The 26,430-nt window shown below is 56.7% G+C and carries 22 protein-coding genes; 16 read left to right on the forward strand and 6 right to left on the reverse strand.

Translation table 11 applies throughout. The annotated features are described in order from the left end of the window. Positions 1-787: 787 nt before the first annotated feature. The gene (locus tag ACGHUK_RS04080; protein ID WP_390575772.1) at positions 788-1,897 is read right to left on the reverse strand and encodes a phosphotransferase enzyme family protein; all 1,110 of its coding nucleotides are present in this window, start codon (positions 1,895-1,897) and stop codon (positions 788-790) included. A 19-nt stretch (positions 1,898-1,916) separates the two neighbouring features. Continuing rightward, a complete protein-coding gene (locus ACGHUK_RS04085; RefSeq protein ID WP_390575131.1) occupies positions 1,917-2,783 on the reverse strand; it encodes a helix-turn-helix domain-containing protein in 867 nt (288 codons plus the stop codon). A 417-nt stretch (positions 2,784-3,200) separates the two neighbouring features. On the opposite strand from ACGHUK_RS04085, the gene ACGHUK_RS04090 reads away from it, so the two are divergent. The 7 genes from ACGHUK_RS04090 to ACGHUK_RS04120 all read left to right on the forward strand — a co-directional run bounded on the left by ACGHUK_RS04090 (position 3,201) and on the right by ACGHUK_RS04120 (position 11,056). After that, positions 3,201-4,571: a carbohydrate ABC transporter substrate-binding protein gene (locus ACGHUK_RS04090; RefSeq protein ID WP_390575133.1), complete on the forward strand. Its 1,371-nt coding sequence runs from the start codon at positions 3,201-3,203 to the stop codon at positions 4,569-4,571. A gap of 87 nt (positions 4,572-4,658) precedes the next feature. Next, the gene (locus tag ACGHUK_RS04095) at positions 4,659-5,543 is read left to right on the forward strand and encodes a carbohydrate ABC transporter permease (protein ID WP_390575135.1); all 885 of its coding nucleotides are present in this window, start codon (positions 4,659-4,661) and stop codon (positions 5,541-5,543) included. A 12-nt stretch (positions 5,544-5,555) separates the two neighbouring features. Next, positions 5,556-6,452, forward strand: a complete 897-nt coding sequence (locus tag ACGHUK_RS04100) for a carbohydrate ABC transporter permease (protein WP_097774693.1) — start codon at positions 5,556-5,558, stop codon at positions 6,450-6,452. An 11-nt stretch (positions 6,453-6,463) separates the two neighbouring features. Continuing rightward, positions 6,464-6,652, forward strand: coding sequence for a DUF6903 family protein (locus ACGHUK_RS04105; RefSeq protein WP_207698337.1), 189 nt, complete (start codon positions 6,464-6,466; stop codon positions 6,650-6,652). Between the two features lie 39 nt (positions 6,653-6,691). Continuing rightward, positions 6,692-8,851 (forward strand): 1,3-beta-galactosyl-N-acetylhexosamine phosphorylase, encoded by a 2,160-nt coding sequence (gene gnpA, locus ACGHUK_RS04110; protein WP_390575138.1) that lies wholly within the window; start codon positions 6,692-6,694, stop codon positions 8,849-8,851. Between the two features lie 334 nt (positions 8,852-9,185). After that, positions 9,186-9,812, forward strand: coding sequence for a hypothetical protein (locus ACGHUK_RS04115; protein ID WP_390575141.1), 627 nt, complete (start codon positions 9,186-9,188; stop codon positions 9,810-9,812). Between the two features lie 224 nt (positions 9,813-10,036). After that, a complete protein-coding gene (locus tag ACGHUK_RS04120) occupies positions 10,037-11,056 on the forward strand; it encodes a hypothetical protein (RefSeq protein ID WP_294648928.1) in 1,020 nt (339 codons plus the stop codon). A gap of 79 nt (positions 11,057-11,135) precedes the next feature. On the opposite strand, the gene ACGHUK_RS04125 is transcribed toward ACGHUK_RS04120, so the two are convergent. Beyond that, on the reverse strand, positions 11,136-12,086 hold the full coding sequence (locus ACGHUK_RS04125) for a pseudouridine synthase (protein WP_390575144.1): 951 nt from the start codon (positions 12,084-12,086) through the stop codon (positions 11,136-11,138). Between the two features lie 181 nt (positions 12,087-12,267). Between ACGHUK_RS04125 and ACGHUK_RS04130 the strand changes: the two genes are divergently transcribed. From ACGHUK_RS04130 to ACGHUK_RS04160, 7 genes are all read left to right on the forward strand, one after another. Beyond that, entirely contained in the window at positions 12,268-12,984 is a 717-nt protein-coding gene (locus tag ACGHUK_RS04130; protein ID WP_390575147.1) for a hypothetical protein, read from the forward strand. Between the two features lie 425 nt (positions 12,985-13,409). Beyond that, positions 13,410-16,073: an alanine--tRNA ligase gene (gene alaS / locus ACGHUK_RS04135; RefSeq protein ID WP_390575150.1), complete on the forward strand. Its 2,664-nt coding sequence runs from the start codon at positions 13,410-13,412 to the stop codon at positions 16,071-16,073. A gap of 145 nt (positions 16,074-16,218) precedes the next feature. Beyond that, positions 16,219-16,551: a histidine triad nucleotide-binding protein gene (locus tag ACGHUK_RS04140; RefSeq protein ID WP_005946271.1), complete on the forward strand. Its 333-nt coding sequence runs from the start codon at positions 16,219-16,221 to the stop codon at positions 16,549-16,551. 26 nt (positions 16,552-16,577) lie between these two features. Beyond that, a complete protein-coding gene (locus ACGHUK_RS04145) occupies positions 16,578-17,117 on the forward strand; it encodes a phosphoribosyltransferase family protein (RefSeq protein ID WP_005946272.1) in 540 nt (179 codons plus the stop codon). A 69-nt stretch (positions 17,118-17,186) separates the two neighbouring features. Continuing rightward, positions 17,187-19,235, forward strand: coding sequence for a ComEC/Rec2 family competence protein (locus tag ACGHUK_RS04150; RefSeq protein ID WP_390575152.1), 2,049 nt, complete (start codon positions 17,187-17,189; stop codon positions 19,233-19,235). A 65-nt stretch (positions 19,236-19,300) separates the two neighbouring features. Further along, entirely contained in the window at positions 19,301-20,329 is a 1,029-nt protein-coding gene (holA, locus tag ACGHUK_RS04155) for a DNA polymerase III subunit delta (RefSeq protein ID WP_390575155.1), read from the forward strand. Beyond that, positions 20,326-20,940 carry a toprim domain-containing protein gene (locus ACGHUK_RS04160; RefSeq protein WP_390575158.1) on the forward strand — a complete coding sequence of 205 codons (615 nt, stop codon included), beginning with the start codon at positions 20,326-20,328 and terminating at the stop codon, positions 20,938-20,940. Before holA ends, ACGHUK_RS04160 begins: the two co-directional genes overlap by 4 nt. 28 nt (positions 20,941-20,968) lie before the next feature. Here the strand turns inward: ACGHUK_RS04160 and ACGHUK_RS04165 are convergent, their stop codons facing one another. After that, a complete protein-coding gene (locus tag ACGHUK_RS04165) occupies positions 20,969-21,670 on the reverse strand; it encodes a sigma-70 family RNA polymerase sigma factor (protein WP_390575161.1) in 702 nt (233 codons plus the stop codon). Positions 21,671-21,802: 132 nt separating this feature from the next. Next, a complete protein-coding gene (locus ACGHUK_RS04170) occupies positions 21,803-22,282 on the reverse strand; it encodes a recombinase family protein (protein WP_390575163.1) in 480 nt (159 codons plus the stop codon). Positions 22,283-22,351: 69 nt separating this feature from the next. Here ACGHUK_RS04170 and ACGHUK_RS04175 point away from each other — a divergent pair, with 69 nt between their 5' ends. Then, positions 22,352-23,278: a replication initiator protein A gene (locus ACGHUK_RS04175; RefSeq protein WP_349935980.1), complete on the forward strand. Its 927-nt coding sequence runs from the start codon at positions 22,352-22,354 to the stop codon at positions 23,276-23,278. 120 nt (positions 23,279-23,398) lie between these two features. On the opposite strand, the gene ACGHUK_RS04180 is transcribed toward ACGHUK_RS04175, so the two are convergent. Next, positions 23,399-24,280 (reverse strand): LysR family transcriptional regulator, encoded by an 882-nt coding sequence (locus tag ACGHUK_RS04180; RefSeq protein ID WP_390575164.1) that lies wholly within the window; start codon positions 24,278-24,280, stop codon positions 23,399-23,401. A gap of 154 nt (positions 24,281-24,434) precedes the next feature. Between ACGHUK_RS04180 and ACGHUK_RS04185 the strand changes: the two genes are divergently transcribed. Next, on the forward strand, positions 24,435-26,420 hold the full coding sequence (locus ACGHUK_RS04185) for an FAD-dependent oxidoreductase (protein WP_349138211.1): 1,986 nt from the start codon (positions 24,435-24,437) through the stop codon (positions 26,418-26,420). Positions 26,421-26,430 lie beyond the last annotated feature (10 nt).

Genomic DNA, 26,430 nt, shown 5'->3' on the forward strand with positions numbered 1-26,430 from the left:
AGTGAAGTCCCGGATGGACAGGAAATTTTCAAGAATTGAAAATTTGTGGCCACGGGACGGTTCTTGCCCTCTACCGCTGCGCTCAAAACCGTTTCTGGGTAATTGTTTCCGAATTTTTAAGGCGCAAAAACAAGTAGAAGTTGTGCTGCTCATGTAAAGGGTCACCGTTTGCTCCGAACGAAGTTCCTGCCCCTGTTTGTGCAGCGGCGTTGACGGAAAGTCGGTATCACGTCCGGTCGGCTTATGAAATTTTCAAGGTACGTTTCTCATAAAGAAAAATACCGCCCAAGCAGCGCAGCGATGGATTTTGTCGGGGTGAATCGGCGGCAAAATGAATCGGGTGTGTTGCGGGGCGGTTAATCTTTCAGGGATAATCCACGGTGAGGCAGTGTTCAAAATGAACACGACCACATCTTGTGGATGGCTTCAAGCCAATCCACAAAAGCAGCGGGATTTGTGACAGAGAATATCACGCATTGAGCGGTGCGTCAAGATAATTTGAAAAAAATTATTGCGGCAAAGCGGTGATAGTAGGACTTATAGGAGGCCGCTTGAGCTGTTTTTTCTATTTACAGCTACAATGATAGCCATTGGGGGATTGTGATTGGTCAGGGCTGAAAAGGGCTTTCATGATTTGCTGCAGCGCATCATGTCCTCGACGCTCCCAGCGTCCTCAAAGGACGATTTGATGGGTGTGTAGGGATAAGCTGTAAAAAGAAGCATGGACGCCCCCGAAAAGGAGAGCGTCCATGCTTCTTGCTGTATCCGAATGGAGGAGATTGCGAAATCAGCGATTGTCCGGGCAGACGATTTCCAGCATCTGATCGAAAACCTCTTCCATCTGCCGCACCAGTGTGAACTGGGTGCGGGCGCGGTCGAGGTTGTGATCCGGGCGAGCAATATGGAAATAATGGTCGCCCTCCAGATAGTCAGTCAGAAAACGGATGCCGCATTCCAGCGTCATGAGCCTTGCACCCCATGCAAGGCTCTTTTTTTCTGCCCTGCGCATGGATGCCCCGGCAGTGGAGAGATACCCTTTGGCGAACACTTCGTACAGATGCAGGTCAAAATGGACTTTGCTCTGGTCAGGTTCGTCCTCAGCGCAGTCGTTGGCACCGGTGCGGATGGAATCGCCGAAGTCGTAGGCCGAAAGTCCCGGCATCACGGTGTCGAGGTCAATGACACAGATGCCTTTGCCGGTGGCTTCATCGAGCAGAACATTGTTGATTTTGGTATCATTATGGGTGACACGCAGCGGGATCTCACCAGCGGCCAGCTGATCCAGCAGAACGTGGCAGTCCTTTTCCCGTGCATGGATAAAAGCAATCTCCGGCGCAATGGTTTTGGCTCGACCCAGTGCATCGGCTGCAAGAGCTTTTTCAAAGTTTGCGTAACGGTTGGGCGTATCGTGAAAACGTGCAATGGTTTCGTGGAGGGTAGAAGCAGGATAATCGGCCAGCTGGTTCTGGAATTTGCCCAGTGTCTCGGCCACGGTGCGGAAGTCGGTTTCGCTGCCGACCTGCTGCAAACAGATGGTATCTTCTACAAAGTCGTAGGCACGCCATGCGCCGCCGTCTGCATCCAGATAGCAAGTCGACCCCGACAAAGTTGGGATGACATTCAGCGTTTCCCGTGCTGGGTCGCCGCCCTCTGCCTGAATCTTTGTCCGTAAATGCCGGGTCACGCCGCAGACATTCTCCATCAGGCCCACCGGGTTAGTAAAGGTATCGGTGTTGATGCGCTGTAAGATAAAGCGTTTGGTATGATCTGCCCGCCAGACCACAAAGGTGTCGTTGATATGCCCCTCACCATAGTGGTGAGCATCGCAGAGCACAGGCCCGCCAAAATCAAAGGCATTTGCAGCAGACTGGAGCAGAGAAAGGGTAACGGATTTCATCATAAATTCCTCGTTTTCGTTATACTTCATGCCGTTTTGACGGGGCAGGGCGTTGTCCCTGCCGCACCTGACGGCGGTATTCATTTGGGGTCAAGCCTTCCGCCTTGCGGAAGCATTGGGAAAAATAGCTGGGAGAGGAAAAGCCCATCAACTCGCTGATCTGCGCCAGACTGTAACCGGTGTTGCCCAGCATATATTTGCTTTCCTCAATGCGGCGGCGGTTCAGATAGGTGATCGGAGAGATGCCGTACTCTTTTTGAAAGGTGTGGGCCAGATAATATTTGTTGATGTGTGCGATCTCTGACAGACGGTCAAGCGAGATGTCCTCCCGGAAGTTGCTGTCCAGATATCGCTTGATCTCTACACACTCCCGGCTGTCGGAGCGGGGCGTTTCCTCTACCTGCAAAGAAAGCGTGGTACACCGCACCAGCCAGATGAGTAGCACTTCCAGCAGATCCTGACAGACCGTTTCGCAGCCGTCCAGACTGCGGTCTGCTTCGGCCAGCAGCATATGGAGCAGCGTCACCATCCGCTCCCGATTTTCCCGGCAGTTGAATATGGCGTAGGAAGAATCTGATTTTCCAAATAAGATCTCGATGCCAGCAACGCCCAATACAATGTATTCCAGCGGTGAAGCATTCAGGCTCAACTCGGTATGCTCTACCTGCGGATTGACGATAATCATATCATCCGGTTTGACCGGATAAAGCTGACCGCTTAAATAAAACTGACCTTCTCCGCTCAGACAGTAGAACAGCTCTGTGCAGGAATGGGTGTGGGCAGTGCTGTTCCAATCGCCGCCGAATTTGCTTTTGCTGATGTACAGCAGCCGGAAGGATTCCCGTGGAGCGGGAGCATGGCGGATATCAAATCGCTCGGTACTCATAAATGGCTCCTTTTGAGGCGAAGAACAAAAAACATAAAAATAAAAGCAAGATACTAAAAATACGAGTCTAAAAACGATGCGTTGCTTCGTACGTTTTTTCTTATTATAGAGGCAATGAAGAAAAAATGCAAGCCCTGATTTTTGGATAGGATCAATACTTTTGCCTTTGATGGCGTGCAAAAATATGTCAAATCGGTTACAGAGGGGGGAAATGTTCCAAAATAATCCGACCAATTTTAGTGCTTTTGCTGAAAGAATTTTCTAAAAAGCAATATTTCTAAAAAACGAAACAACAAAGACCTTGTTGCGAACCGTAAAAACCTCTATATTGGAACCAGAAAAAACCACAGCCCTCTCGGACGAAGCCTGTTTGCCCCGGCTGTGTTTTGAACGGAATTTTATGATGGAGGATACACTATGAAACGCATTTCTCGTCGCAATTTCCTGAAAGCGGCTGGCGTGGGTGCCGCTGCACTGAGCCTGGCTGCCTGTGGTGGTGCTGCCAGCTCCACCGCGTCCAGCACGGCATCTTCTGCCGCTGCTTCTTCCGCAGTGGCTGCGGATGTCACCATCAAGGTTGCTGCCATTGAGACCGGCTACGGCGCTGAGATGTGGAAGAAGGTCGCCGAGGCCTTTACCGCACAGACCGGCATCAAGGTGGACCTGACCACCGACAAAAAGCTGGAGGACGTCATCGGCCCCTCCATGCAGGGCGGCGACTACCCCGACGTGGTCCATCTGGCTACCGGCCGTGAAGCTGCTCTGACCGAGCAGTTCATCAAGGGCAACCTGATCGCCGACATCACCGATGTGCTGAGCATGACCGTGCCCGGCGAGAGCAAGAAGGTGAGCGAGAAGATCGCCGGCGGCTTTACCGACACCTCCCTGACCAACCCCTACGGCGACGGCAAGACCTATCTGGCTCCCATGTTCTACAGCCCCTGCGGCCTGTTCTACAACGCCGGTTTCCTGAAGGAAAAGGGCTGGGACGTGCCCAAGACCTGGGACGAGATGTGGGCACTGGGCGACAAGGCTGCCGCTGAGGGCACCTACCTGTTCACCTACCCCACCACCGGCTACTTCGACGCCTTCTTCTATGCGCTGATGTACGCTGCCGGCGGCCCGGAGTTCTTCAATAAGGCCACCCACTACACCGAGGGCATCTGGGACACCCCCGAGGCAAAGACCTGCTTTGATATCGTGGCAAAGCTGGCTTCCTACACCAACCCCATCACCCCCGCACAGGCCAACGATCAGGACTTTACCCAGAACCAGCAGCTGGTGCTGGACAACAAGGCCCTGTTCATGCCCAACGGCACCTGGATCGTGGGCGAGATGGCCGAGGCTCCCCGTGCAGACGGCTTTGAGTGGGGCATGACCGCCCTGCCCGCTGTCAAGGCCGGCGGCGATGGTTACAGCTACACCTGGTTCGAGCAGGCATGGATCCCCGCCGGTGCCGAGCATCAGGATGCCGCCAAGCAGTTCGTGGCTTACCTGTACAGCGACGAAGCCTGCAAGCTGTTTGCCGAGAGCGGCGCTATCCAGCCTGTGCTGGGCATCGCCGACAGTCTGGAAGGCGACAACAAGATGTTCTACTCCATCTACGACAACGGCGCAAAGGCCGCCATGGGCAACTTTGCAGCCTTCAGTGCCATCCCCGGCGTGGAAGTGCGCACCGTGTTCTTCGACCCTGTCAACTCTCTGGTGTCCGGCAGCATGACCGAGCAGCAGTGGATCGACGGCATCAAGTCCGCCAGCGACCAGATGCGCGCCAACATTATCGAGTAATTAAGCCCTGCCCAGCGGGGGCGGTTTTTACCGCCTCCGCTTTTTTGGGCTGTACAGTACCATCAAGAAAGGAGCGGTCAATCCCCTATGAGAACGGATAAAAGCCGCAAACGGTTCGTATTCCTCTGTGTGGCACCGGCTACCATCCTGTTTTTCCTCTTTATGATCCTGCCCACCCTCAACGTGTTCCGCATGAGTTTGTATGAGCGGGGTGCCTATTCTCCCAACGAGACCTTTGTGGGGCTTAAAAACTTCCAGCATCTGCTGCGGGACGCCCAGTTCATCCGTTCCATGCAGAATATGATCCTGCTCGTGGTGGTGGTCACCCTGATCACCTTCGCCTTTGCACTGGTATTTGCCGCCATCCTCACCCGGGAGAAGATCAAAGGCCAGAACTTTTTCCGCATCATCTTCTACATCCCCAACATCCTGTCGGTGGTCGTCATCTCCGGCATCTTCTCTGCCATCTATAAGCCGGAAAACGGCATGCTGAACAGCATCATCGGCCTGTTCCGCAACATGAGCGACCCCATCCTGTGGAAGGGCGAAAAACTGGTCATCCCCTCCATCATCATTGCCATGGTGTGGCAGGCCATCGGCTACTATATGGTCATGTACATGGCCTCCATGTCTGCCGTGCCCATCAGCCTGTACGAGAGCGCCAATCTGGACGGTGCCGGGCGGCTGACCCAGTTCTTCCAGATCACCATCCCCCTCATCTGGACGAATATCCGCACCACCCTCACCTTCTTTATCATCTCCACCATCAACATGGCCTTCCTCTTCGTCAAGGCCATGACCAGCGGCGGGCCCAACGGCGCATCGGATGTGGCGCTGAGTTATATGTACAGTCAGAAGGACGCCGGTCTTTACGGCTACAGCATGGCCATCGGCGTGGTAATCTTCCTGTTCTCGTTTGCCCTGTCCGCCTGTGTCAACAAGGTCACCAACCGCGATACGCTGGAATTTTAAGGAGGGAAGAAGATGCAGAATACCACCGAAAAATCTTCCCGCTCTGCGGAAGGTCTGTACAAGTTTTTCATCTATTTTGTGCTGGTTCTGCTGGCCGTTACCATCATCGTGCCGGTGGCATGGGTGTTCATGGCCTCCATCAAGCAGAATGCCGAGTTCTACGGCAACCCCTGGGCACTGCCCGCCGGGTTTTACTGGCAGAACTTTGTCAACGCATGGAATGGTGCCCAAATGGGCGAATATATGCTCAACTCGGTCATCGTCACCGCGCTGGCGCTGGCGCTGCTGCTGGTCGTTGCCCTGCCCGCCGCCTACTGCCTGTCCCGCTTCCACTTCAAGGGGTGCAAGGTGCTGAACACCCTGTTCATGGCGGGCTTGTTCATCAACGTGAACTACATCGTGGTGCCCATCTTCCTGATGCTGCGGGACGGCGATGCGTGGCTGAAAGGCCATTTCGGCAGCGGCTTTCTGCTGAACAATCTGGTGGTGCTGGCGGTGGTATACGCCGCCACCGCGCTGCCCTTTACCATCTACCTGCTGTCGGGCTACTTTGCCACCCTGCCCCACGATTTTGAGGAGGCCGCCTATATCGACGGTGCAAGCTATTTTTCCACCATGACCCGCATCATCTTCCCCATGGCAAAGCCCTCCATCATCACCATTATCCTGTTCAACTTCCTGTCCTTCTGGAACGAGTATATCATCTCCATGACCCTGATGAGCTCCACCAAGGCACCCCGCACCCTGCCGGTAGGTCTTTTGAACCTGATGCAGGCGCAGCAGAGCGCCGCCCAGTACGGCACCATGTACGCAGGTCTTGTGCTGGTAATGCTGCCCACCCTGATCTTGTACATCTGCGTGCAGCGGCAGCTGACGCAGGGCATGACCGTGGGCGGCCTGAAAGGTTAAGGTGACAGACGATGAAAGCATACTGGAAAGAGCATCCCGCCCTGCGCATGGTACTGATGCTGGTGCTGTTTGTGCTGGCACTGGTGCTGGTGGTGTCCGGCTGGAAAATGACCGGGCAGCTGGCAGGGCTTGGCATCATGCTGGTGGGCGTAGCGCTGCTGCTGGCTGTGCTGGCGCTGTATAACGCCGCCTACGATTGACCCCCTACGATTCAAAGAGAGGCAAAAGGAGAGTTTCCCATGGATGAAATAAGAAAGACCGGGCGCGTGACCATTCCCACAGACCTGGACGTTGTGCCCGAAACGCTGGAGATCTTAAAAAAGTGGGGTGCCGATGCCATCCGCGACTGCGACGGCACCGACTTTCCGCAACAGCTCAAGGATGCGGACGCCAAGATCTACTCCACCTACTATACCACCCGCAAGGATAACGCATGGGCAAAAGCAAACCCGGACGAGGTGCAGCAGTGCTACATCATGACCGGCTTCTACACCGCACCCGGCGACACCGTGACCATCCCGCTGATGAAGGGCATCAGCCCGGAGCTGATGCAGGTGAATACCAACGACGACATCACCCGCTGGTGGGAGGTCATGGATCGAACCACCGGTCAGCCCGTGCCGCCGGAGCAGTGGAGCTACGCCGACGGCAGTGTGACGGTACAGGCCGTACCGTTCCATGAGTATACCGTCAGTTTTCTGGCTTACCTCATCTGGGACCCGGTGCATATGTACAACGCTACCACCAACGGCTGGACGAATTTTGAGCACCAGATCACCTTTGACGTGCGTCAGCCCAAGACCCACAAGTATTCCATGGAGCGCCTGCGCAAGTTCATTGCAGAGCACCCCTATGTAAACGTCATCCGCTACACCACCTTCTTCCACCAGTTCACCCTGATCTTCGACGAGCTGAAGCGGGAGAAATTCGTGGACTGGTATGGATACTCTGCTTCGGTCAGCCCTTATATCCTCAACCAGTTTGAGCAGGAAGTGGGCTACAAGTTCCGCCCGGAGTACATCATCGATCAGGGCTACTATAACAACCAGTACCGGGTGCCCAGCAAGGAATTCCGGGATTTTCAGGCCTTCCAGCGCCGCGAGGTGGCAAAGCTTGCCAAGGAGATGGTGGACATCACCCACGCGTGCGGGTGCGAAGCCATGATGTTCCTCGGCGATCACTGGATCGGCACCGAACCTTTTATGCCGGAGTTCAAAACCATCGGACTGGATGCCGTAGTGGGCAGCGTGGGCAACGGCTCCACCCTGCGCCTGATCTCTGACATTGAGGGCGTGAAGTACACCGAGGGCCGTTTCCTGCCGTACTTCTTCCCCGACACCTTCCACGAGGGCGGCGACCCGGTGCGGGAAGCCAAGGAGAACTGGGTTACAGCCCGCCGCGCTATCCTGCGCAAGCCCATCGACCGCATCGGCTATGGCGGCTATCTGAAACTGGCCTTGCAGTTCCCGGAGTTCGTGGACTACGTGGAGAGCGTCTGCAACGAGTTCCGCGAACTGTACGAGAACATCAAGGGCACCACACCCTACTGTGTCAAGCGAGTGGCCGTGCTGAACTGTTGGGGTAAAATGCGGGCTTGGGGCTGTCACATGGTGCATCACGCCCTCTATTACAAGCAGAACTACAGCTATGCCGGTGTCATTGAGATGCTGTCCGGTGCGCCCTTTGACGTGAAGTTTATCAGCTTTGAGGATATCAAGAACGACCCGCATCTGCTGGATTCGTTGGAGGTCATTATCAATGTCGGCGATGCCGACACCGCACACACCGGCGGTATCTGGTGGGAAGACCCGGAGATCTCCTCCGCTATCCGCAAGTTCGTCTGGAACGGCGGCGGCTTTATCGGCGTGGGCGAGCCCTCTGGTCACCCGTATCAGGGGCACATTCTCCAGCTTGCCAGCGTGCTGGGCGTGGAGGAAGAAAACGGCTTCACCCTCAACTACGACAAGTACAACTGGGAAGAGCACCCCGACCACTTCATTCTGCAGGATGCCGACCGGCCCATCGACTTTGGCGAGGGCAAAAAGAACATCTACGCCCTTGAGGGCACCGAGGTGCTGGTGCAGCGGAACAAGGAAGTGCAGATGGCGGCACACGACTTCGGCAAGGGGCGTGCCGTGTACATCAGCGGTGTGCCTTACAGTTTTGCCAACAGCCGCACCCTTTACCGCGCTATCCTGTGGAGCGCCCACAGCGAGGAGGAGCTGCATACATGGTTCAGCTCCAACTACAACGTGGAGGTGCACGCCTACGTCAAAAACGGCAAGTACTGCGTGGTGAACAACACGTACGAGCCGCAGGACACCACCGTTTACACCACAGACGGCAGCAGCTTTGCTCTGCATCTGGATGCCAACGAGATCAAGTGGTATGAGATCTAAGTTCTCCTTTTCATAAACGAACACAACGGGCAGCTCTGTTACCAGAGCCGCCCGTTGTGTTTGCTGTATCTGCCGATAACTCAACCTGTGTCAATCGAACGCTGCAATGGAGATGGCTGAAAACGCAGAAATTCAGTAATGGGAGCGTAGTAGACCTGCAGAAAAAAGAAACTGCCCGTGCGAGTATGCGTAAGATGGTGAAGCACCTTCTGAAAAAATATAAGTATGTGCCAACGTCAAGCGGCGTAAGGGCTGCAACAAAAAGACCGTGCAGAAGGACTGGCTGGAAGATCTGGTCGTCCGGGAGACGATGAAGCTGATTCAGGACGATGCGGTGATCGACAAGATCGTTCAACTGGTCATGGATGTCCAGAATCAGGAGAACACCACGATCCCGCTGCTGGAAAAGCAACTGCGAGAGGTCAACAAAAAGCTGGACAACCTGATGAAGGCGATCGAGGACGGCTTGTACACCCGGACAACGAAAGAGCGTCTGGAAGAGCTGGAAATCCAGAAAGATGAACTGACTGCAAAAATCGCAGATGAAAAATTGAAGAAGCCCAGCTTCAATGAGGATTTCATCCGGTTCTGGCTGATGAAATTTAGAAAGTTCGATATTTCGCAGAAAAAGCAGCGGAAGGCGCTGATCGAGATTTTTGTCAATGCCATTTTTCTGTACGATGACCGGATGCTAATCACGTTCAACTACAAGGATGGCACCCAAACCGTCCGATTTGAGGACGCTTTGACCGCTGATTGCGGAGAAAAAAGTTTGCGTTTGCGAAGCAACGAAAGCCCCAGTGGGGCTTTTGAGCAACAGAACGGTCTTGCGCAAGCAAGATGGAGGGGCCGTGCCCCGACAAGTTCGGATTTGTCCGGCTCTGCTGGACCAAAAGCTCCACAGACGAATTTGTTCGTCTGTGGAGCTTTTTTGTTTGCCCACAGCGTGGTCGGAAAATGAAAAAAGAATGCAAAATGCGGTGCGCTTGAAAAATGTCAGGACGGGATTTTTGTAAAAAATGTAGAATATCTTGCCGGAAACTGTGCATTCTCTCCAACAAAAACTGCCCAAACGTGTTGATATTGAGAAAAAAGCTTCACAAACGTTTACAAAAGGGTAACAGGTTGGTATACTTTATGGTGGTAAACGTAACAAGCCATGGAAGCTGAAAGGAGAACCTACCCGTGAATACCGCTGCACCGTCCCGTAAAAAACTGCTGAGCCTTGTGCTGACACTGGTGTTTATGCTCACCTGCCTGCCGGCTGCCTTGGCGGTTGATCTGAATGTGGACGCAGGCTTCTACTTCAAGCAGAGCCGTGGCGGCACCTGCACGCTGGCATCCGCAGCCATGATGCTGCGCCGCCGTGCCTATTTTGACGGCCTGACCGACTGGTCCACTGTGACCGAGAACAGTGTCCGTTCCACGGCATGGTCCAACGGGCTTTCCCACAGCTTTACATATAAGGAGATGCAGGTGGGCTACGGCACACTGCCCTCTCGCAAACAGGAAAAAGTGCAGACCCTGATCACCCTGCTTTCGCAGCACCCGGAGGGCATCGTGCTGTATGACCGCAGCCAGCCCCATGCAGTGCTGCTCACCGACTACACCAACGGCAACTTCTATTGCTCCGATCCGGCAGGCAACATCTCTTCCGGACGCATCCCGCTGGAAAACTCCAGCGTTTCGGTCAATAGGTCCTCCTGCTACTGGTATGTGGCATCAGATCACAACTTCATTGCTGCAGAGGCTGACGGCCTGCGTCTGGAAGGCATGAGCTACCCCATCAATGTCCGTGCGGGCAAGGGCATGGCGCTGACCGGCACTGCAAATGCTGCGCTGGGCACCACCCTGACCAATGTGCAGGTGGCAGTGCTGGACGAGAACGACCAGACGGTGTTCACTGCACAGGCAGCACCCAATACGGCAATCTTCTCCTTCAAGTCGCTGGACAGCTCCATCCGCTTTGGTGAACTGCCCGCAGGCAATTACACCTACATGGTGGTCGTGACCGATTCTCAGGGCGATAACCTCTGCTTTACCAGTGACTTCACGGTTTCGGATGGCTCGGCAAGCAGCGGCGTTTACTGGTCGGTGAAGGATACCGAGGGCACCAAGCTGCTGGACAGCATTCAGGAAGTTCAGGATGCCTTTGCAAATGCAACTGAGTCCACTCTGGGCTGGTTTGGCGGTCTATTCCAGTAAAATCATAAACGACAAAAAAGAAGTCCCGGAATACACTTCCGGGATTTCTTTTTTTGCTGTAATTTGTTGTAAAAAAAGCTTATTTCAGGGTTCCGTCCAGTACCTGACTGTAATACCAGGGCTTTGGTGCGCGGAAGGTCTTGCCGCTGAGGAACTCGAAATCCGGCTGGGTGAAGCGGGGCATGGTGAGTTCCCATGCGCACAGGGCCTGATACTTGAGTTTCAGCTCGCGGTTGGCGGTGTTGTTGCCGTATTTGCTGTCGCCCAGAATGGGACAGCCGATGCTGGCCATGTGTGCGCGGATTTGATGGGTGCGGCCGGTGATCAGCTGCACCTTCAACAGGGCCAGACGGCCGGAGACGGCGATGGTCTCGTACCGGGTCTCCACTTCCTTGGCACCGGGCTGCTTTTCCTCCACGATCTTCACGATGCCGCGGTCCGCGTCCTTGAGCAGATAGCCGCCCAGAGTGGCATCCGGCGGCATCGGTCGGCCGAAGGTGACGCAGAGGTAGGTCTTTTTCACATCGCGGTTCTTGATGGCTGCAAGGAACAGCTCTTCGGCCTCCGGGGTCTTGGCAACGATGACAAGGCCGCTGGTGCCGGTGTCCAGCCGGTGGCACAGCGCCGGGGTGTACAGGTCGTTCTCCTTGTACTCGCCCTGCTGGTTCAGGTAGAGCAGGGTGCGGTTCAGCAGGGTATCGTCCTCCGGACCATCCACGGCAAGACCGGCGGGCTTGTTCACAATGACGATCTGCGGGCAGTCATACACCACCTGTGCCGGGCCGCGGGCATTCTTCCACGCCGGGCCGTCCACACGGCGGTCCGCATCCAGAACTTCATCCAGAATGAACAGCTTGATCTCATCACCGGCCATCACGCGGGTGGAAAGCGGCTGCTTTTTGCCGTTCAGCTTGATCTTGTTCTCCCGCAGGGCCTTGTTCAGGCGGCCCGGGTTCAGTGCCGGGTACTGCTGCATCAGGTAGTTGTCCAGCCGGGTGGGGGCAAGACATTTTACTTTTAAAATTTTCACGGGAAATTCCTCTCTATCTTGAAATAGAATGTGTCTTTGAATCGTTTTTATTGTAGCGGAACAAAAACCGCGCGTCAAGCGCAGAGAAAAGGAAATGTTGACTTTTCCGCACGGGTGACGTATGATACCGAGACAGGTGCGGAAAACACCGCCCCGACAACAACAGAAGAAGGTATAGAATATGAAACTGAATAAAAAGGTGCTGGCCGTTACGGCCATTCTGGCAGTGGGCATTCTGGCAGGTTGCGGCAGCAGCAACAGCACCGCAGGCAGCGCGGCAAGCGCACCGGCTTCCGGCGTGGAAAGCAGTGCGGCTTCGTCCGAAGCAGCCGGTGAGATGGGCGATGTGCTGCCCATCGATGCCGGGGATCTGAACGAGATCAAGACGGGTTCCTACAAGTTTGCAGCCAGCATCACCAAGGTGGCCGACGGCCAGGCGACCCTGAGCGTATACGGCTACGACAGCTACCTGCCCGAGGACATCGACGCCTTGCAGGAGGGCAGCGTGTTTCGGATCCACGACCAGGGCGACACCACCGTGACCAAGCTGACTGTGACCAGCATCGACAGGGATGCCGACAACGGCTATGTGACCATCAACGGCGGCATCGAAGCGGGCGGCGTGGAGCTGACGCTGGACCACGATGTGTATCGCACCGTGACCTTTGACGATTACCCCGTCTACTATGAGATGGGCGAGGTGACCCTGCCTCTGGCCGGGGGCGTGACCCTGAGCGACAGCTCGGCCGACCCGCAGGCTTCCGCCGTGGAGACGGACGGCGCCGATGCCGTGGCCGAGGCCGTCAACGCCGAGCCGGACGGCTGGATGCCCAACAACACCCTGGTCTTTACCGAGGATGGCACCATCAGCAGCATCGTCCGCATCTGGGTGCCGTAAATTTTGCTCAAAACCGTTGACAAACGTTTTGCGTATGCTATAATTTAGCTGTACGCAAAGGGGCATTGTGTCTGCTTTGCGGAATGTAAAATTATGACAGATGGCAATGATGGGGTCAGAAATGCACACCGCCGTTCAGAGAGAGCGCTTCCAGCTGCAAGGCGTTCCGGCCGGTTCCATTTTGCGCCGCCCCGGAGCTTCCGGCGACACAAGTCGGACGCAGCGCAGCGTTAACGCGCCGAAAGCGGCAGGGGACACATTTTATCCTTTGCAATTTGGGTGGTACCACGGAGTTTGATGCACAAGCAGCCTTCGTCCCTTTTGGGATGAGGGCTGTTTTTTGTTTTTTTCACCGTGCCGCCCCTCTGCCATAACAGCATAAAAACGGCGCACAAACGCCAAAGACGATTGAGGAGAGAAAACCTATGCAATGGACCGGTTTGAATGAACTGCGTGAAAAGTACCTGAGCTTCTTTGAGAGCAAGGGCCACCTGCGTCTGGACAGCTTCCCGCTGGTGCCCAAGAACGACCCCAGCCTGCTGCTGATCAACAGCGGCATGGCCCCCATGAAAAAGTGGTTTCTGGCTCAGGAAGAGCCGCCCCGTCACCGCGTGACCACCTGCCAGAAGTGCATCCGCACCCCGGATATCGAGCGCGTTGGCATCACTGCCCGCCACGGCACCTTCTTTGAAATGCTGGGCAACTTCTCCTTCCAGGATTACTTCAAGGATGAGGTCATTCCCTGGGCATGGGAGTTCCTGACTTCTGACGAGTGGATGGCCATTCCGAAGGACCGCCTGCACATCTCTGTGTACGAAGAGGACGACGAGGCTTACGATATCTGGACCAAGAAGGTGGGCATCGCCCCCGACCACATGGTGCGTCTGGGCAAGGAAGACAACTTCTGGGAGCATGGCTCCGGCCCGTGCGGCCCCTGCTCTGAGATCTACTTTGACCGCGGCCCCGAGTACGGCTGCGGCAAGCCGACCTGCGGCGTGGGCTGCGACTGCGACCGCTATATGGAGATCTGGAATCTGGTGTTCAGTCAGTTCGATGCCGACGGCAAGGGCCACTACGAGCGTCTGGCACGCCCCAACATTGATACCGGCATGGGTCTGGAGCGTCTGGCCTGCGTGATGCAGGGCGTGGGCAACCTGTTTGAGGTTGACACCGTGCAGAGCGTGCTGCACCATGTAGAGCACATTGCCAACAAGACCTACGGCGAGGACGACAAGACCGATATCTCCATCCGTGTCATCACCGACCACATCCGCAGCTGCACCTTCATGGTGTCCGATGGTATCCTGCCTTCCAACGAGGGCCGCGGCTATGTGCTGCGCCGCCTGCTGCGCCGTGCTGCCCGCCATGGCCGTATGCTGGGCATCACCCGCCCGTTCCTGGTGGAGCTGGTGGAGACTGTCATCCAGTCCAGCGAGAGCGCATACCCCGAGCTGCGCGAGCACGATGCTTATATCAAGAAGGTCATCGGCACCGAGGAGGCAAACTTTGCCCGTACCATTGATGCCGGCATGAACATCCTGAACAACATGATCGACGGTCTGGAAAAGGCACATGAGCACCTGCTGAAGGGTCTGGATGTGTTCAAGCTGAACGATACCTTCGGTTTCCCGCTGGATCTGACCAAGGAGATCGCTGCAGAGCAGGGCATTGAGATCGACGAGGAAGGCTTCCACGCCGAAATGACCAAGCAGAAGGAGCGTGCCCGTGCAGAGCGCCTGAAGAAGAACATCTCCGGCTGGAGCGAGGATCTGTTCGGTGCGCTGGATGCAGAGCCCACCGTCTTTACCGGCTACGAGACCCTGTGCGACACCGGTGTTGTGGTGGCCCTGAGCGACGAAGAAACTCTGACCGATGCCATTGCTACCGACGAGGAAGCGAAGGACGGCGTGCTGGTGGTTCTGGATAAGACCCCCTTCTACGCTGAGATGGGCGGTCAGGCTGCGGACCACGGCATGCTGAACAGCGCCGACTGTAGCCTGCGCGTGCTGGATGTGAAGAAGACCCCCAAGGGCTACTACGTCCACACCTGCGTGCTGGAGAGCGGCATCGTGAAGGTGGGCGACCACCTGACCGCTCAGGTGGATAAGGAATACCGCATGGCAATTGCCCGCAACCACACCGCCACCCATCTGCTGCAGGCAGCTCTGCGTGAAGTGCTGGGCGACCACGTCCATCAGGCAGGCTCCTATCAGGATGCAGAGATCACTCACTTCGACTTTACCCACTTCAGCGCTGTCACTCCCGAGGAGCTGGCCCGCGTGCAGAAGATCGTGAACGACAAGATCTACGAGTCCATGAACGTCACCGTCCGGGAAATGCCCATTGAGGAAGCCAAGAAGCTGGGTGCAATGGCTCTGTTCGGCGAAAAGTACGGCAAGGTCGTGCGTGTTGTGGACATCGAGGGTTGGTCTACCGAGTTCTGCGGCGGCACCCACGTGAAGAATACCGCCCAGATCGGCGGCTTCAAGATCGTGAGCGAGGCCTCCGTTGCTGCGGGCATCCGCCGCATCGAGGCTGTCACCGGCCGCAACCTGCTGATCCGTGCAAACCTGCAGGAGGCTATGCTGCATACCGTGGCAAACACCCTGAAGGCAAACAACGTGACCGCTCTGCCCGTCCGTGCCGAGGCCGTGATGGCTGAGAACAAGGCTCTGGCCAAGGAGCTGGAAGAGATCAAGGCGCAGGTCGCCGCTTCCAAGGTGACCAGCCTGTTTGACAATGCCGAAGAGATCGGCGGCGTGAAGATCGCTTCTGCATACTTCACCGGCACCACCGGCGACACCCTGCGCGGCATGTGCGATACCATCCGCGACAAGGCTGTGAAGCCCGCTGTGGCGGTTCTGGTGGGCAAGGCTGAGGATAAGATCACCATGGCTGTCACTGTGACCAAACAGGCACAGGAAAAGGGCCTGAAGGCCGGTGCTCTGGTCAAGGAGATCGCTGCCATTGCCGGCGGCAAGGGCGGCGGCAAGCCGGACTTTGCAATGGCCGGCCTGAAGGACGAGACCAAGATCGACGAAGCTCTGGCTGCTGTCGGCGCCATCGTCAAGAAGGCTCTGGGCGAATAAGAAAACGGGTTCGCCCTCTCCGTCAGCGCTGACGCGCTGCCAAAGTTTATGGTTTTGCCAAGGGCTCTCTCTTTGGGAGAGCTGGACGCAAAGCGGCCTGAGAGGGCGGGGACGTTTATAAAATATCAGGAAGGAGTTGTTTCCCATGGAAGATTGTCTGTTCTGTATGATCGCGGAGGGGAAAATCCCCTCCAAGAAGCTGTACGAGGACGAGCAGGTGGTGGCGTTTTACGACATCAACCCGCAGGCCAAGGTGCACTTTCTGGTGGTGCCCAAAAAGCACATTGTCTCTGCCGCTGCGCTGACCGAAGAGGACGGCGCACTGCTGGGCCATATCTTTGCAGTGATCGCAAAGCTGGCTGCGGAGCAGGGCCTGAACAACGGCTACCGCGTCATCTCCAATGTTGGCGAGGACGCAGGCCAGACCGTGAAACATCTGCATTTCCATGTTCTGGGCGGCGAAAAGCTGCCTGTCTGATTCCAATAAAAAGGGAGCGTTGAATTATGGCTGAGACCTATACTCTGCACGTTGCAGGCCTGACCCGTGAGCTGACCATCTGCAAGGTGAATGACCACATGGACATTGCTGCTTTTATCATGCTGGGTGATGCCGAGCTGACCGTGGCTGCTGCCGCTGAACTGCTGAAGAAGTGCCCGGATTTTGATATCCTGCTGACCGCCGAGGCCAAGGGCATCCCTCTGGCACACGAGATGAGCCGCCAGAGCGGCAAGCCCTACGTCTGCGCACGCAAGGGCGAAAAGCTGTATATGACCGACCCCGTGGTGGTGGAGGATCAGTCCATTACCACCGCAGGCAAGCAGAAGCTGGTCATCGACCGCAAGGAGCTGGACAAGATGAGCGGCAAGCGCGTTCTGGTGGTGGACGATGTCATTTCCACTGGCGGTTCGCTCAAGGCTCTGGACGCGCTGGCTGAGCAGACCCAGTGCACCATTGTGGGCCAGGCCGCTGTTCTGGCCGAGGGCGATGCAGCTGAGCGCAAGGATATCATCTTCCTGGAGCCGCTGCCTCTGTTCTTCCACTAAGCTGCAATGCGACGCCCGCTCTGCGTTTTCTGCGCTGGAATGCTGGGTGTGGAGTTAGTGTGCGTTTTTTTGCCGCAAACGGAACTTTTTGTGCCGTTTGCGGCATTTTTTGTTGCCGTTTGTCTGGTGCTGTGCATCTTTGATGCTGCCCGCAAAGCAGCGCTCTGCATCCTGCTGGGTGCTGCTGTGGGTATGGCATCGGTGCTGCACACGGCAAACCGGCTGGAGCGCATCCGGGTGCAATATGCAGGCCGTCCACTGGTGCTGACCGCAGAGGTGGAAAGCACGGCGGATTCCTACGATCCCGGTATCGTGGATGCGGTTTTGCATGTAGAGAAAGTGAACGGCAGCGCGGCATCCTTCCGGGTGGAGTGCAGTGCTTTGCCGGAGTGCAAAGCCGGGGAAAGGGTGCAGGGAAGATTTATACTGTCGGCCCCGGCATCCGGAAGCCGGGTCAGCCTGTATGCGGACGGCATCGCTCTGCAGGCGGAAATGGACGAGGACGGGCCGGAGCTTACAGTTCTGGGCGAAAGCGGCAGCTTCCGCGCCCGCACCCACCGCCTGCAGCAAAGGCTCAGTGCGTCGCTGCGCCGCCGTATGGACGGCAAGACCGGCGGTGTGCTGGCTGCCATGACTACCGGCGACCGGAGTTATCTGTCTTCGGCCATGCGCAGCGCCTACCGGGGCGCGGGTCTTGCCCATGTGCTGGTGGTAAGCGGAATGCATGTGTCCATTTTGTGCGGTGATATCCTCAGCACACTCCTGCCCTACGAGTGGGAGCAGAGCTACCGCAGGCGCAGACGCCGGGCGGTATTCCGAAGTCTGCTGGCCTTTTTGCTGATGGGCGTGACCGGCTTCACACCCTCGGTATGCCGCGCCGCAGTGGCGGTCTGGGTCGGTGCACTGGGTGTGTGGCTGTACGGCCCGCCGGATACCCTTACCTCTCTGGCGGTGGCAGGTATCGTTATGACCGCAGGCAACAGCTATGCAGTGTGCGATATCGGCTTTGAACTTTCGTTTGCGGCGGTGGTGGGCACGGTGGCAGGCGGTGTGTGCATCCGCCGCGCCCGGGATGCGTGGTACCGCCAGTTCTGGAAAAACGCGAAAAATCCGGTGAGGCGCCCAGGGTATTTCAAACTGCCGGAACGTCTTTGGGGCCTTGCGGAAAGCATTTGCATCTCGTTTTGTGCTTCGGTGGCCACATTCCCGGTGCTGGTGCTGCGCGGGCTGAGTGTGAGCATTTATGCGGTGGCATCCAGTGTGGCGGTGCTGTGGCTCATCCAGCCCATGATGCTGCTGGGCCTTGGCACGGCCTTTGCCGGCCTGGTACCCGCTCTTGCTCCGCTGTATGGGGTGCTGTCCGCAGCGTCTGCGGCGTTGACCGGCCTGCTCGACCGCTGGGCCGTCTGGATCTCTGCAAAAACGGGCGCGGGAATCTACTTCGATACGGCCTATGCAGCCATCGTGTGTCTGGTTTTGATCCTGTTGGGCTGGCTGGCGTTCCACTGGCGGGTACGGCTGCGGGTGGCAGGGCCATGCATCCTGCTGGCGGCAGCTGTTTCCATCGGGCTGGGCAATGCTCTCAGCCGGGATGTGGTGCACATCGACCTTGTAGGCAGCGCCAACGCGCCGGCAGTGGTCGTCACCCAGAACGATACCGCCGTGGTGCTGTTCCGGGGCGGAGCTTCTGCCCAGAACGCAGTGGAAAACCAGCTTGCCCGGCGGGGCGTGCAGACTGTGGAGCTTGTGACAGACCTGCGCACAAACCCTAAAACGGCCTGTACACTGGAAGCAGAGCGGACACTTCCGGCAGCAGAAATGGCGGTGAACACAGCACAAAAGCTGCGGTGCACACCGGCTCTGGTGGAAATGCTGCGCACCCGGAATGGCTGTCTTGTGCGGCTGACTGTGGGCAACCGGCAGTTTGCCGTGGTCAATGGAACTGTAGAACTGACAAAACAGGTCACAGTGCAGTGGCTGCTGGCATCCCCTGCAAAGCCGGATGCTGTGCAGTATAAAAATGTTCTGGCCCTGCGCAGCTATGACTGGATGGACAACAGAAAAGAACTGGCGGCATCCATCAGCCTGCGGCGGCACGGCGGGCTGAAAACGGAGTGATGCTTTGCAATCCGGGCAGAGTGTGGTACAATAGAACAACACCATAAGAGAAGGGAGGTGCCTGCATGGCGACCGAGACAAAACTCCGGCAGTTGGCGGACAAGGGCTGCCCGGTCTACTATTTTTATTCCAGTGAGCGGTATCTGGTGCGGCAGGCTGTAGCAGCGGCCACCCGCATCCTGACCGCAGACAGCGACGAGGATGCCACGGTTCTGGATGGAGCTGCGCCGGAGATCGAACAGCTCATCATGGCGGCGGGCACCATCTCATTTTTTGGTACCCGGCGTGTGGTGGTGCTGCCGGAGATCGACCCTGCGGCTTACAGTGACAAGGATCTGGAAGAGTTGAACAGCACCCTTTCCAGTCTGGAAAATGCTGTGGTGGTGCTGGGCAGCGTGTTTGAACTGGAGCGCAGCAAGCTCAAAACAGGCAAGCGCGCACAGAAGCTGATCGCGCAGTGCAAGGCGCTTGGCTACACCGAAGAATTGGCTAAGCCCAAGCCCTTTGAGCTGAAAATGATGATGATCGATCGCGCAAAGGAGCAGAAAACCACCCTGCCGGACGGCGCAGCGGCGGCGCTGCTGGAGCGCTGCGGCGAGGATCCGTTCCTTTTGGAAAATGAGGTGGACAAGCTCTGTGCATTGTCCGGGTATCAGACGGTCACGGCAGCGATGGTGGCGGAAATGGGCACGGTCAGTCTGGAAGCAGACGTGTTCGAGATGATCCGCATGATCACGGCCAAAAACGCCACAGGTGCCTGCAAAAAGCTGCAGACTTTGCTGCGCCTGCAGCAGGAGCCCATTGCCATTACAGCGGCCATGATCGGCAGCTATGTGGATCTGTACCGGGTCAAGCTGGGGGCAGCAAAACGGAAAAATTACAGCACGGTATTCAAGGATTTTGGCTATAAGGGCAGTGATTACCGGCTCAAGCGGTCGGCCGAAACAGCCTCGCATTACACGCTGGGCCAGATCGAAAACTGTATGCAGGTGCTGCTGGAACTGGACCAGAGCCTGAAAAGCCAGCCTACCGATGACCAGATCCTGCTGGAAACAGCGCTGTGTCGGTTGGCATTGGCGGGGAGCGGACGATGAAGGAAAACGAAATGATCCATACCAGCCGGGTGCTCATTGTGGAAGGCAAATACGATGCGGCCCGGCTTTCCCATCTGACCGATGCCATGATCCTGCTGACCGACGGCTTTGGCATTTACAGCGACAAAAAGCGCCAGCAGCTGTTCAAAGCGCTGGCGCAGAAAAACGGCCTGATCCTGCTGACGGATTCGGACGCGGCAGGCTTCCGCATCCGCACCTACATCACCAATCTGGTGGGAGAAAAGAATGTGGTTCAGGCTTACGTGCCCGCGATCCACGGCAAGGAAAAGCGCAAGGAGCAGCCCGGCAAGGAGGGCCTGCTGGGGGTCGAGGGCGTGGACGATGCCATTGTTCTACAGGCGCTGCGGGATGCCCTTGGCGCTGAGGCGGGTGCCACAGCGGCCCGCCCGGAAGGACGGCAGATCACCTATACCGACCTCTACGAGTGGGGGCTTTCCGGCAGGCCGGGCAGCGCTGAGCGCAAGGCAAAGCTTCTGAACGCGCTGGGCCTGCCGCCGCGTCTTTCCAAAAAGGAGCTGGTGGAAGCGCTGAATCGACTGTATACTTTTGAACAATTGGACGAACTGCAGTTGAAAATTCTGGATGGCTGATTGCATGGCGCAGGGGTGAGCACACCGTTCACCTCTGCGCTGTTTTTGTGCTCGGAACATCCCACCGCTGGCGCAGAAGTTCCAGCGCATGAGTTTCCAGACGGGAAACATAGCTGCGGCTGATGTCCAGCAGTTTTGCAGTTTCCAGCTGGGTCAGCGGCGGCTGGCCGGAAAGACCATACCGCAGCAGAATGATCTGTCGCTCCCTGGCGGGCAGGCCGTCCAGCAGCTGCCGCATCCGGCGGATATCGTCCTGCGTTTCGCAGGTGTCCTCCATGCAGAAGCTGTCCTGCAGCACATCGGCCAGCGTCAGCGCAGAGTCACCATCTGATTCCAGCGCTTCCTGCAGCGAGACGGTCCCGCCGGTTTTGCGGTTCCGGCGGAACTGCATCCGGATCTCATTTTCAATGCACCGGCTGGCGTAGGTGGAAAAGCGTGCCCGACGGACAGAGTCGAAAGTATCCACTGCTTTCATCAGGCCGATGGTGCCGATGGAAATAAGGTCGTCCTGATCGCCGGGCAGGGCGTAGTATTTTTTTACGATGTGTGCCACCAGACGCAGATTGTGCCGGATCAGCTTTTCCCGTGCGGCAGGGTCACCGGCACGCAGTGCGGAAAAGGCTTCGGTTTCCTCCCGGGCAGAGAGGGGCCGCGGAAAGCTGCCGCTTTCCAGATGAAGCGCCAGAACCAGAAACTTTGTGGCAAAAAATTGCAGAAGAGATAAAAACATGCCGACCCCTCCCCATAGTATCATAAACGGTTACTGTAATTTATGAAGGAGGGCTTGCCTTTTTTCCGGACTCCGGGGAGAACAACTCTGCTTCGTTGTCCACAAAATACGGATAGGCGTCCTTGTCTGCAATCAGGTAGACAGGATTCTGCAAAATCGACTTGATGGAAAACCGGGTGAACGAACGCCCGTTTTTGTTTTGATGCCCAGCCGTCCCAGTTCTTCAATCAGGCTGGAAAAGTCGCTGATGTTGCGGCTGATGCGGTCCAGTCGATAGACCACGATGGCACGGATCTTCCGCTCTTTGGCAGCGGTCATCATCTTTTTGAAGTCCGGGCGGTTCAGGTTGCCGCCGGAAAAGCCCTCGTCCTCAAAGACAACGGCATGTTCCGCGGCGGCATCGCCGTAGTGAGTGCGGATATATTCGCGGCAGAGGTCGATCTGATTTCCGATACTTTCGCCCTTGCCGGTGTAGCGGGATTTGCGGGAATAGATGGCAATGGTGTCGGCAGTTTTGGCCATGAGATACTCCTTTCCTGTTGTCCGGTGGCCGTAGATGCGGCTATTGTAGCATGGCAGGCCATCTTTGTAAAGAAAAATAACGATAGTCATACATATTTCATCATACTACGAACGGAGGTGTCAAGGATGTGACAAGGCAGAACAAGCGAGGAAGTCAGGATGTTTGACTATTTCTATGGGCAGTCGGGCGAGATGTTCTCGTATTTCCGGGTGCCCAAAATTTTATTCCGGGACATAAAATTCAAGGACCTGTCCACTGATGCCAAAACGCTGTACGGCATCCTGTTGGACCGCATGGGGCTGTCGGTGAAAAACGGATGGCTGGATGAGCAGGGAAGGGTGTATATCATTTTTCCTGTGCAGGAAGTGATGGATGCACTGGGCTGCGCAGACAACAAGGCTACCAAACTGTTCCGGGAATTGGAAAAGTTTGGTCTGATTGAGCGCAAACGGCGCGGGCTGGGAAAACCCAATCTGATTTACGTCAAAAACTTTGCAGACCCGCGTTTCCGGAATCGTGAAAAGAACGGTTCCGGTGCCGCGGATTCAGCGCAGCAGGAAACGGCAAAATCACGAGGAAATAAGACTGAGTGGAATAAAACCGAGGGGAGTGAACCTGATCCTTTCTCTTCCGACGCGGAGGACGAATCGGATGAGCGCACACGGCTGGAAGCGTATTTTATGCAGTCGTTGGAGGTGGACTTGCTGCTCCGGGCCTGCCCGGATGAGGAGGACACCATCCATCAAATCGTGAATCTTCTGGTGGATACCTGCTCTTCGAAACGCAGAATGCTGCGGGTGGCAGGGGATGACAAGCCCGCGGAGGTCGTGCGCAGCCGATTCATGAAGCTGAATGTTCTGGAACGGCACTGCAACCAGGCCAAGATCCCGGTTATCTCGGTACATGGTCTGCGGCATACCCACGCTTCGGTGCTTCTGTTTGCAGGTGTATCTATTGCAAGCGTGGCAAGGCGGCTGGGGCATTCCAGCATGACAACAACGCAGAAAACCTACCTGCACATCATTCGGGAACTGGAAAATCAGGATATTGACCTTGTAATGCGGTCACTCTCTGGATTAAGCTGATAAAATAATCAACCATCGCTCGCGCTGATGAAGGATGATAAGAAAAACGTGGTCGTTTTGATGTTATTCATAATACAAAAAAGAGTGGCAGTGTTCAAAGCGAAATGCTGTCACTCTTTTTTAAAACTTCAACCTCTCCTGCAAAAAGCGGCACAATAGCTCCGCACAGGCGTTGTGTTGTTTTTGGGGACGGAGGAATCCGGCACAAATAGGCGGCAGACCGTCTAATATTAAATCCCGGACATTGGACATCTGGTTGCTGGAAGATTTCTCGAAACGGTTCAGAGATACACAATTCTGCTCCTGCGTGCGGTAGAGTACCTGATAAAATTGCTCGACCAGCTCCAGCTGTGGGTGTGCACTGCTCTCCCGCAGTGCCTGCCACAGCGGTGCCAGGGCATCCGGGGCAAAGCCGGGCACCAGCAGGGTCTGCCCGTCCAGCTCTGCCGGTGTAATATGCGTTCGCTCCCAGAAAGGGCTGCTGCGGCAGACCATGACGGCGGCGGTATGCTGTGAAAGGGCGGTGCGTGCAAGCCCCGCAGCACAGCCGCCCAGGTCCATCACCAGCCCGGCATCCAGTGCGCCCCGTTGCAGTTGCACCGGCACTTCATCGTTGGACAGGGAAGTAAGCTCCAAGGGGATGCCGGGGTACTGCTGCCGGAATGCTTCCAGCACCTCCCCCAGATTGGGCAGATAGTCCGGAACCAGTGCCACGCTGATGCCCAGCCGCAGTGGTGCAGACTGGATGTCCTGATAAGCTTGCTGGCACAGGGCATTGAATTGCTGCACCACCGGCGCAGCCTGTGCCCGGAACCGCTCACCCTTTTCAGTAAGAGCCAGATGATTGCGGTTGTTGACAAACAGCTTGCCGCAAAGCTCTTCTTCCAGTGCAGCAATGCTCAGCCGCAAGGCCTGCCGGGACAGATACATCCGCCCGGCGGTGTGGGTGTAATTCAAATCTTCGCACAGTGCCAGAAAATAGCGCAGCTGCTGGATGGTCATGATGTGCTCCTTTTTACAAAACGCAAGTTTTACTTGATACTTATAAGGATATTATATCTTCTTTTTCTTTGTTTGTAAATGTGATACTTTTAACAAGAACGGCAATAGATTTTTGTCGATGCGAAGGATATAGCAAGAAAAGGAAGGAATTATTATGGAAAAGATCTCCCGTAAAGGATTTCTGAAGATCGCAGCAGCTGCTGCCATGAGCGGCGTGACCGCTGCCGGTCTGGCTGCCTGCAATGCAGCCAGTGGCTCCTCTGGCGCTTCCAGTGCAGCCGGTATCTACACCCCCGGCACCTACACCGCTACTGCCAAGGGCATGAGCGAGATCACCGCCACGGTCACCTTTGATGCCAACACCATCACCAAGGTGGAGCTGGACCTCTCCGGCGAGACCGAGAGCATCGGTGGCGCTGCCAAGGACAAGCTGATCGAGCAGATCATGAACGCCCAGACCAGCCAGATCGACGGCGTGACCGGTGCAACCGTCACCAGCAAGGCCGTGCAGAACGCTGTGGCAGACTGCATCCAGCAGGCCAGCGGCGGTGCCATCAACCCTGCACAGCAGTCCACCGAGGAAACCTCCTCTACCGCCGACTGGCTGGGTGAGGCACCGGAGATCGCCGAGAGCGATATCAAGCAGACCGTGGACTGCGAGGTTCTGGTGGTGGGCGCCGGTTCTTCCGGTAGCTTTGCTGCCGCCGCTGCCGCCGAGGCTGGTGCCAAGACCATCCTCATCGAGAAGTTTGGTCACGATATGGCCAGCGGCATCCGGGATACGCTGGCAGCCTGCGGCTCCAAGCAGCAGCAGGAGGACGGCGACGACGTGAGCAAGAAGGACGCCGTGTGCTACCTGTGCAACTGGAGTCAGGGATACACCCGCCGCAGTCTGGCACAGGTCTGGGCCGATAAGAGCGGCGAGACCATGGACTGGTTCACGGATGTTCTGGCCGAAAGCGGTATCGACTTCCGCCACGAGATCGACGAAAAGCACGAGGGTGACAATTACGAGGTTCTGGATGTCGGCCACAGCACCCAGTATGGCGAAGAATACAGCGAGCAGCTGACCATGGATGCCGTGCTGAAGCACGCTGAGGCAGACGGCCTTGAAGTGCAGTACGAGATCACCATGGTCAAGCTGGAAAAGGACGGAGACCGCGTCACCGGCCTCATCGCCAAGAATGCCAACGATGAATATGTGCGCTACAACGCTTCCAAGGGCGTGATCCTCGCCTGCGGCGGCTACAGCGGAAACGAGACCATGATGAACGCCCTGCAGCCCCAGAGCGTGGAGCAGACCTGCGTCAACTACTCCAAGCCCGGCGCAAAGGGCGACGGCATCAAGGCGTGCCTGTGGGCTGGTGCCATCATGGACACCACCCACACCTCCATGATCTTCGACCGTGGTGCCATCAAGCCGGACCAGACCGGCGAGTACGGCAAGGCCAGCGATGGTGCCCTCTTCTGGATGGGCAGCCAGCCGTTCTTGAAGGTGAACCTGAAGGGTGAACGCTTTATGAACGAGTATATGCCCTACGATTTGGTGCTGCACGCTGCCGCCAGCCAGCCCTACCACACCTACTGCACCGTGTGGGACAGCAAGTATGCCGAGGACTGCGAGCACTTCGCCACCCATGGCTGCAGCCGTCTGTATCCCCATGTCAACGGCACCAACCCGGTGTTCCCCATGGACTATGTGCAGGCAATGAACGCCGACCTGCAGGATCAGGGCTACATCGTGGAGGCCGACACCATCGAGGAGCTGGCCGACAAGCTGGGTCTGCCGAAGGAGACCTTTACCGCTACGGTGGACCATTACAATGAGCTGGCCGCCAAGGGCGAGGATGAGGACTACGGCAAGGAGAACTACCGCCTCTCCACCCTGAGCGAGGCACCCTTCTACGGCGTCCGTCAGGCCGGCGGCTATCTGATCTGCACCATCGACGGCATCCAGATCGACGACAATATGCACGCCATTGATCAGGACTTCAAGGCCATTCCCGGTCTGTATGTCATTGGTGACATGAGCGGCAACTACTTCTCCGGCAGCTATCCCAGCCTGATGGCAGGTGCCGCCGCAGGCCGCAGTGCCACCTTCGGCCGCCTTGCCGGTCAGAACGCTGCCGCAGGCATCTGATTACAACGTT

It is taken from the genome of Faecalibacterium sp. i25-0019-C1 (assembly GCF_042854225.1).
Classification (GTDB): domain Bacteria; phylum Bacillota; class Clostridia; order Oscillospirales; family Ruminococcaceae; genus Faecalibacterium; species Faecalibacterium taiwanense.

Coding starts and splice junctions, on each gene's coding strand:
- ACGHUK_RS04180 (WP_390575164.1), bottom strand. CDS start 24,280: ATGACCATCCAGCAGCTGCGCTATTTTCTGGCACTGTGCGAAGATTTG.
- ACGHUK_RS04185 (WP_349138211.1), top strand. CDS start 24,435: ATGGAAAAGATCTCCCGTAAAGGATTTCTGAAGATCGCAGCAGCTGCT.
- ACGHUK_RS04090 (WP_390575133.1), top strand. CDS start 3,201: ATGAAACGCATTTCTCGTCGCAATTTCCTGAAAGCGGCTGGCGTGGGT.
- ACGHUK_RS04140 (WP_005946271.1), top strand. CDS start 16,219: ATGGAAGATTGTCTGTTCTGTATGATCGCGGAGGGGAAAATCCCCTCC.
- ACGHUK_RS04175 (WP_349935980.1), top strand. CDS start 22,352: ATGTTTGACTATTTCTATGGGCAGTCGGGCGAGATGTTCTCGTATTTC.
- holA (WP_390575155.1), top strand. CDS start 19,301: ATGGCGACCGAGACAAAACTCCGGCAGTTGGCGGACAAGGGCTGCCCG.
- ACGHUK_RS04105 (WP_207698337.1), top strand. CDS start 6,464: ATGAAAGCATACTGGAAAGAGCATCCCGCCCTGCGCATGGTACTGATG.
- ACGHUK_RS04165 (WP_390575161.1), bottom strand. CDS start 21,670: ATGTTTTTATCTCTTCTGCAATTTTTTGCCACAAAGTTTCTGGTTCTG.
- ACGHUK_RS04130 (WP_390575147.1), top strand. CDS start 12,268: ATGAAACTGAATAAAAAGGTGCTGGCCGTTACGGCCATTCTGGCAGTG.
- ACGHUK_RS04160 (WP_390575158.1), top strand. CDS start 20,326: ATGAAGGAAAACGAAATGATCCATACCAGCCGGGTGCTCATTGTGGAA.
- gnpA (WP_390575138.1), top strand. CDS start 6,692: ATGGATGAAATAAGAAAGACCGGGCGCGTGACCATTCCCACAGACCTG.
- ACGHUK_RS04170 (WP_390575163.1), bottom strand. CDS start 22,282: ATGACTATCGTTATTTTTCTTTACAAAGATGGCCTGCCATGCTACAAT.
- alaS (WP_390575150.1), top strand. CDS start 13,410: ATGCAATGGACCGGTTTGAATGAACTGCGTGAAAAGTACCTGAGCTTC.
- ACGHUK_RS04100 (WP_097774693.1), top strand. CDS start 5,556: ATGCAGAATACCACCGAAAAATCTTCCCGCTCTGCGGAAGGTCTGTAC.
- ACGHUK_RS04080 (WP_390575772.1), bottom strand. CDS start 1,897: ATGAAATCCGTTACCCTTTCTCTGCTCCAGTCTGCTGCAAATGCCTTT.
- ACGHUK_RS04085 (WP_390575131.1), bottom strand. CDS start 2,783: ATGAGTACCGAGCGATTTGATATCCGCCATGCTCCCGCTCCACGGGAA.
- ACGHUK_RS04095 (WP_390575135.1), top strand. CDS start 4,659: ATGAGAACGGATAAAAGCCGCAAACGGTTCGTATTCCTCTGTGTGGCA.
- ACGHUK_RS04145 (WP_005946272.1), top strand. CDS start 16,578: ATGGCTGAGACCTATACTCTGCACGTTGCAGGCCTGACCCGTGAGCTG.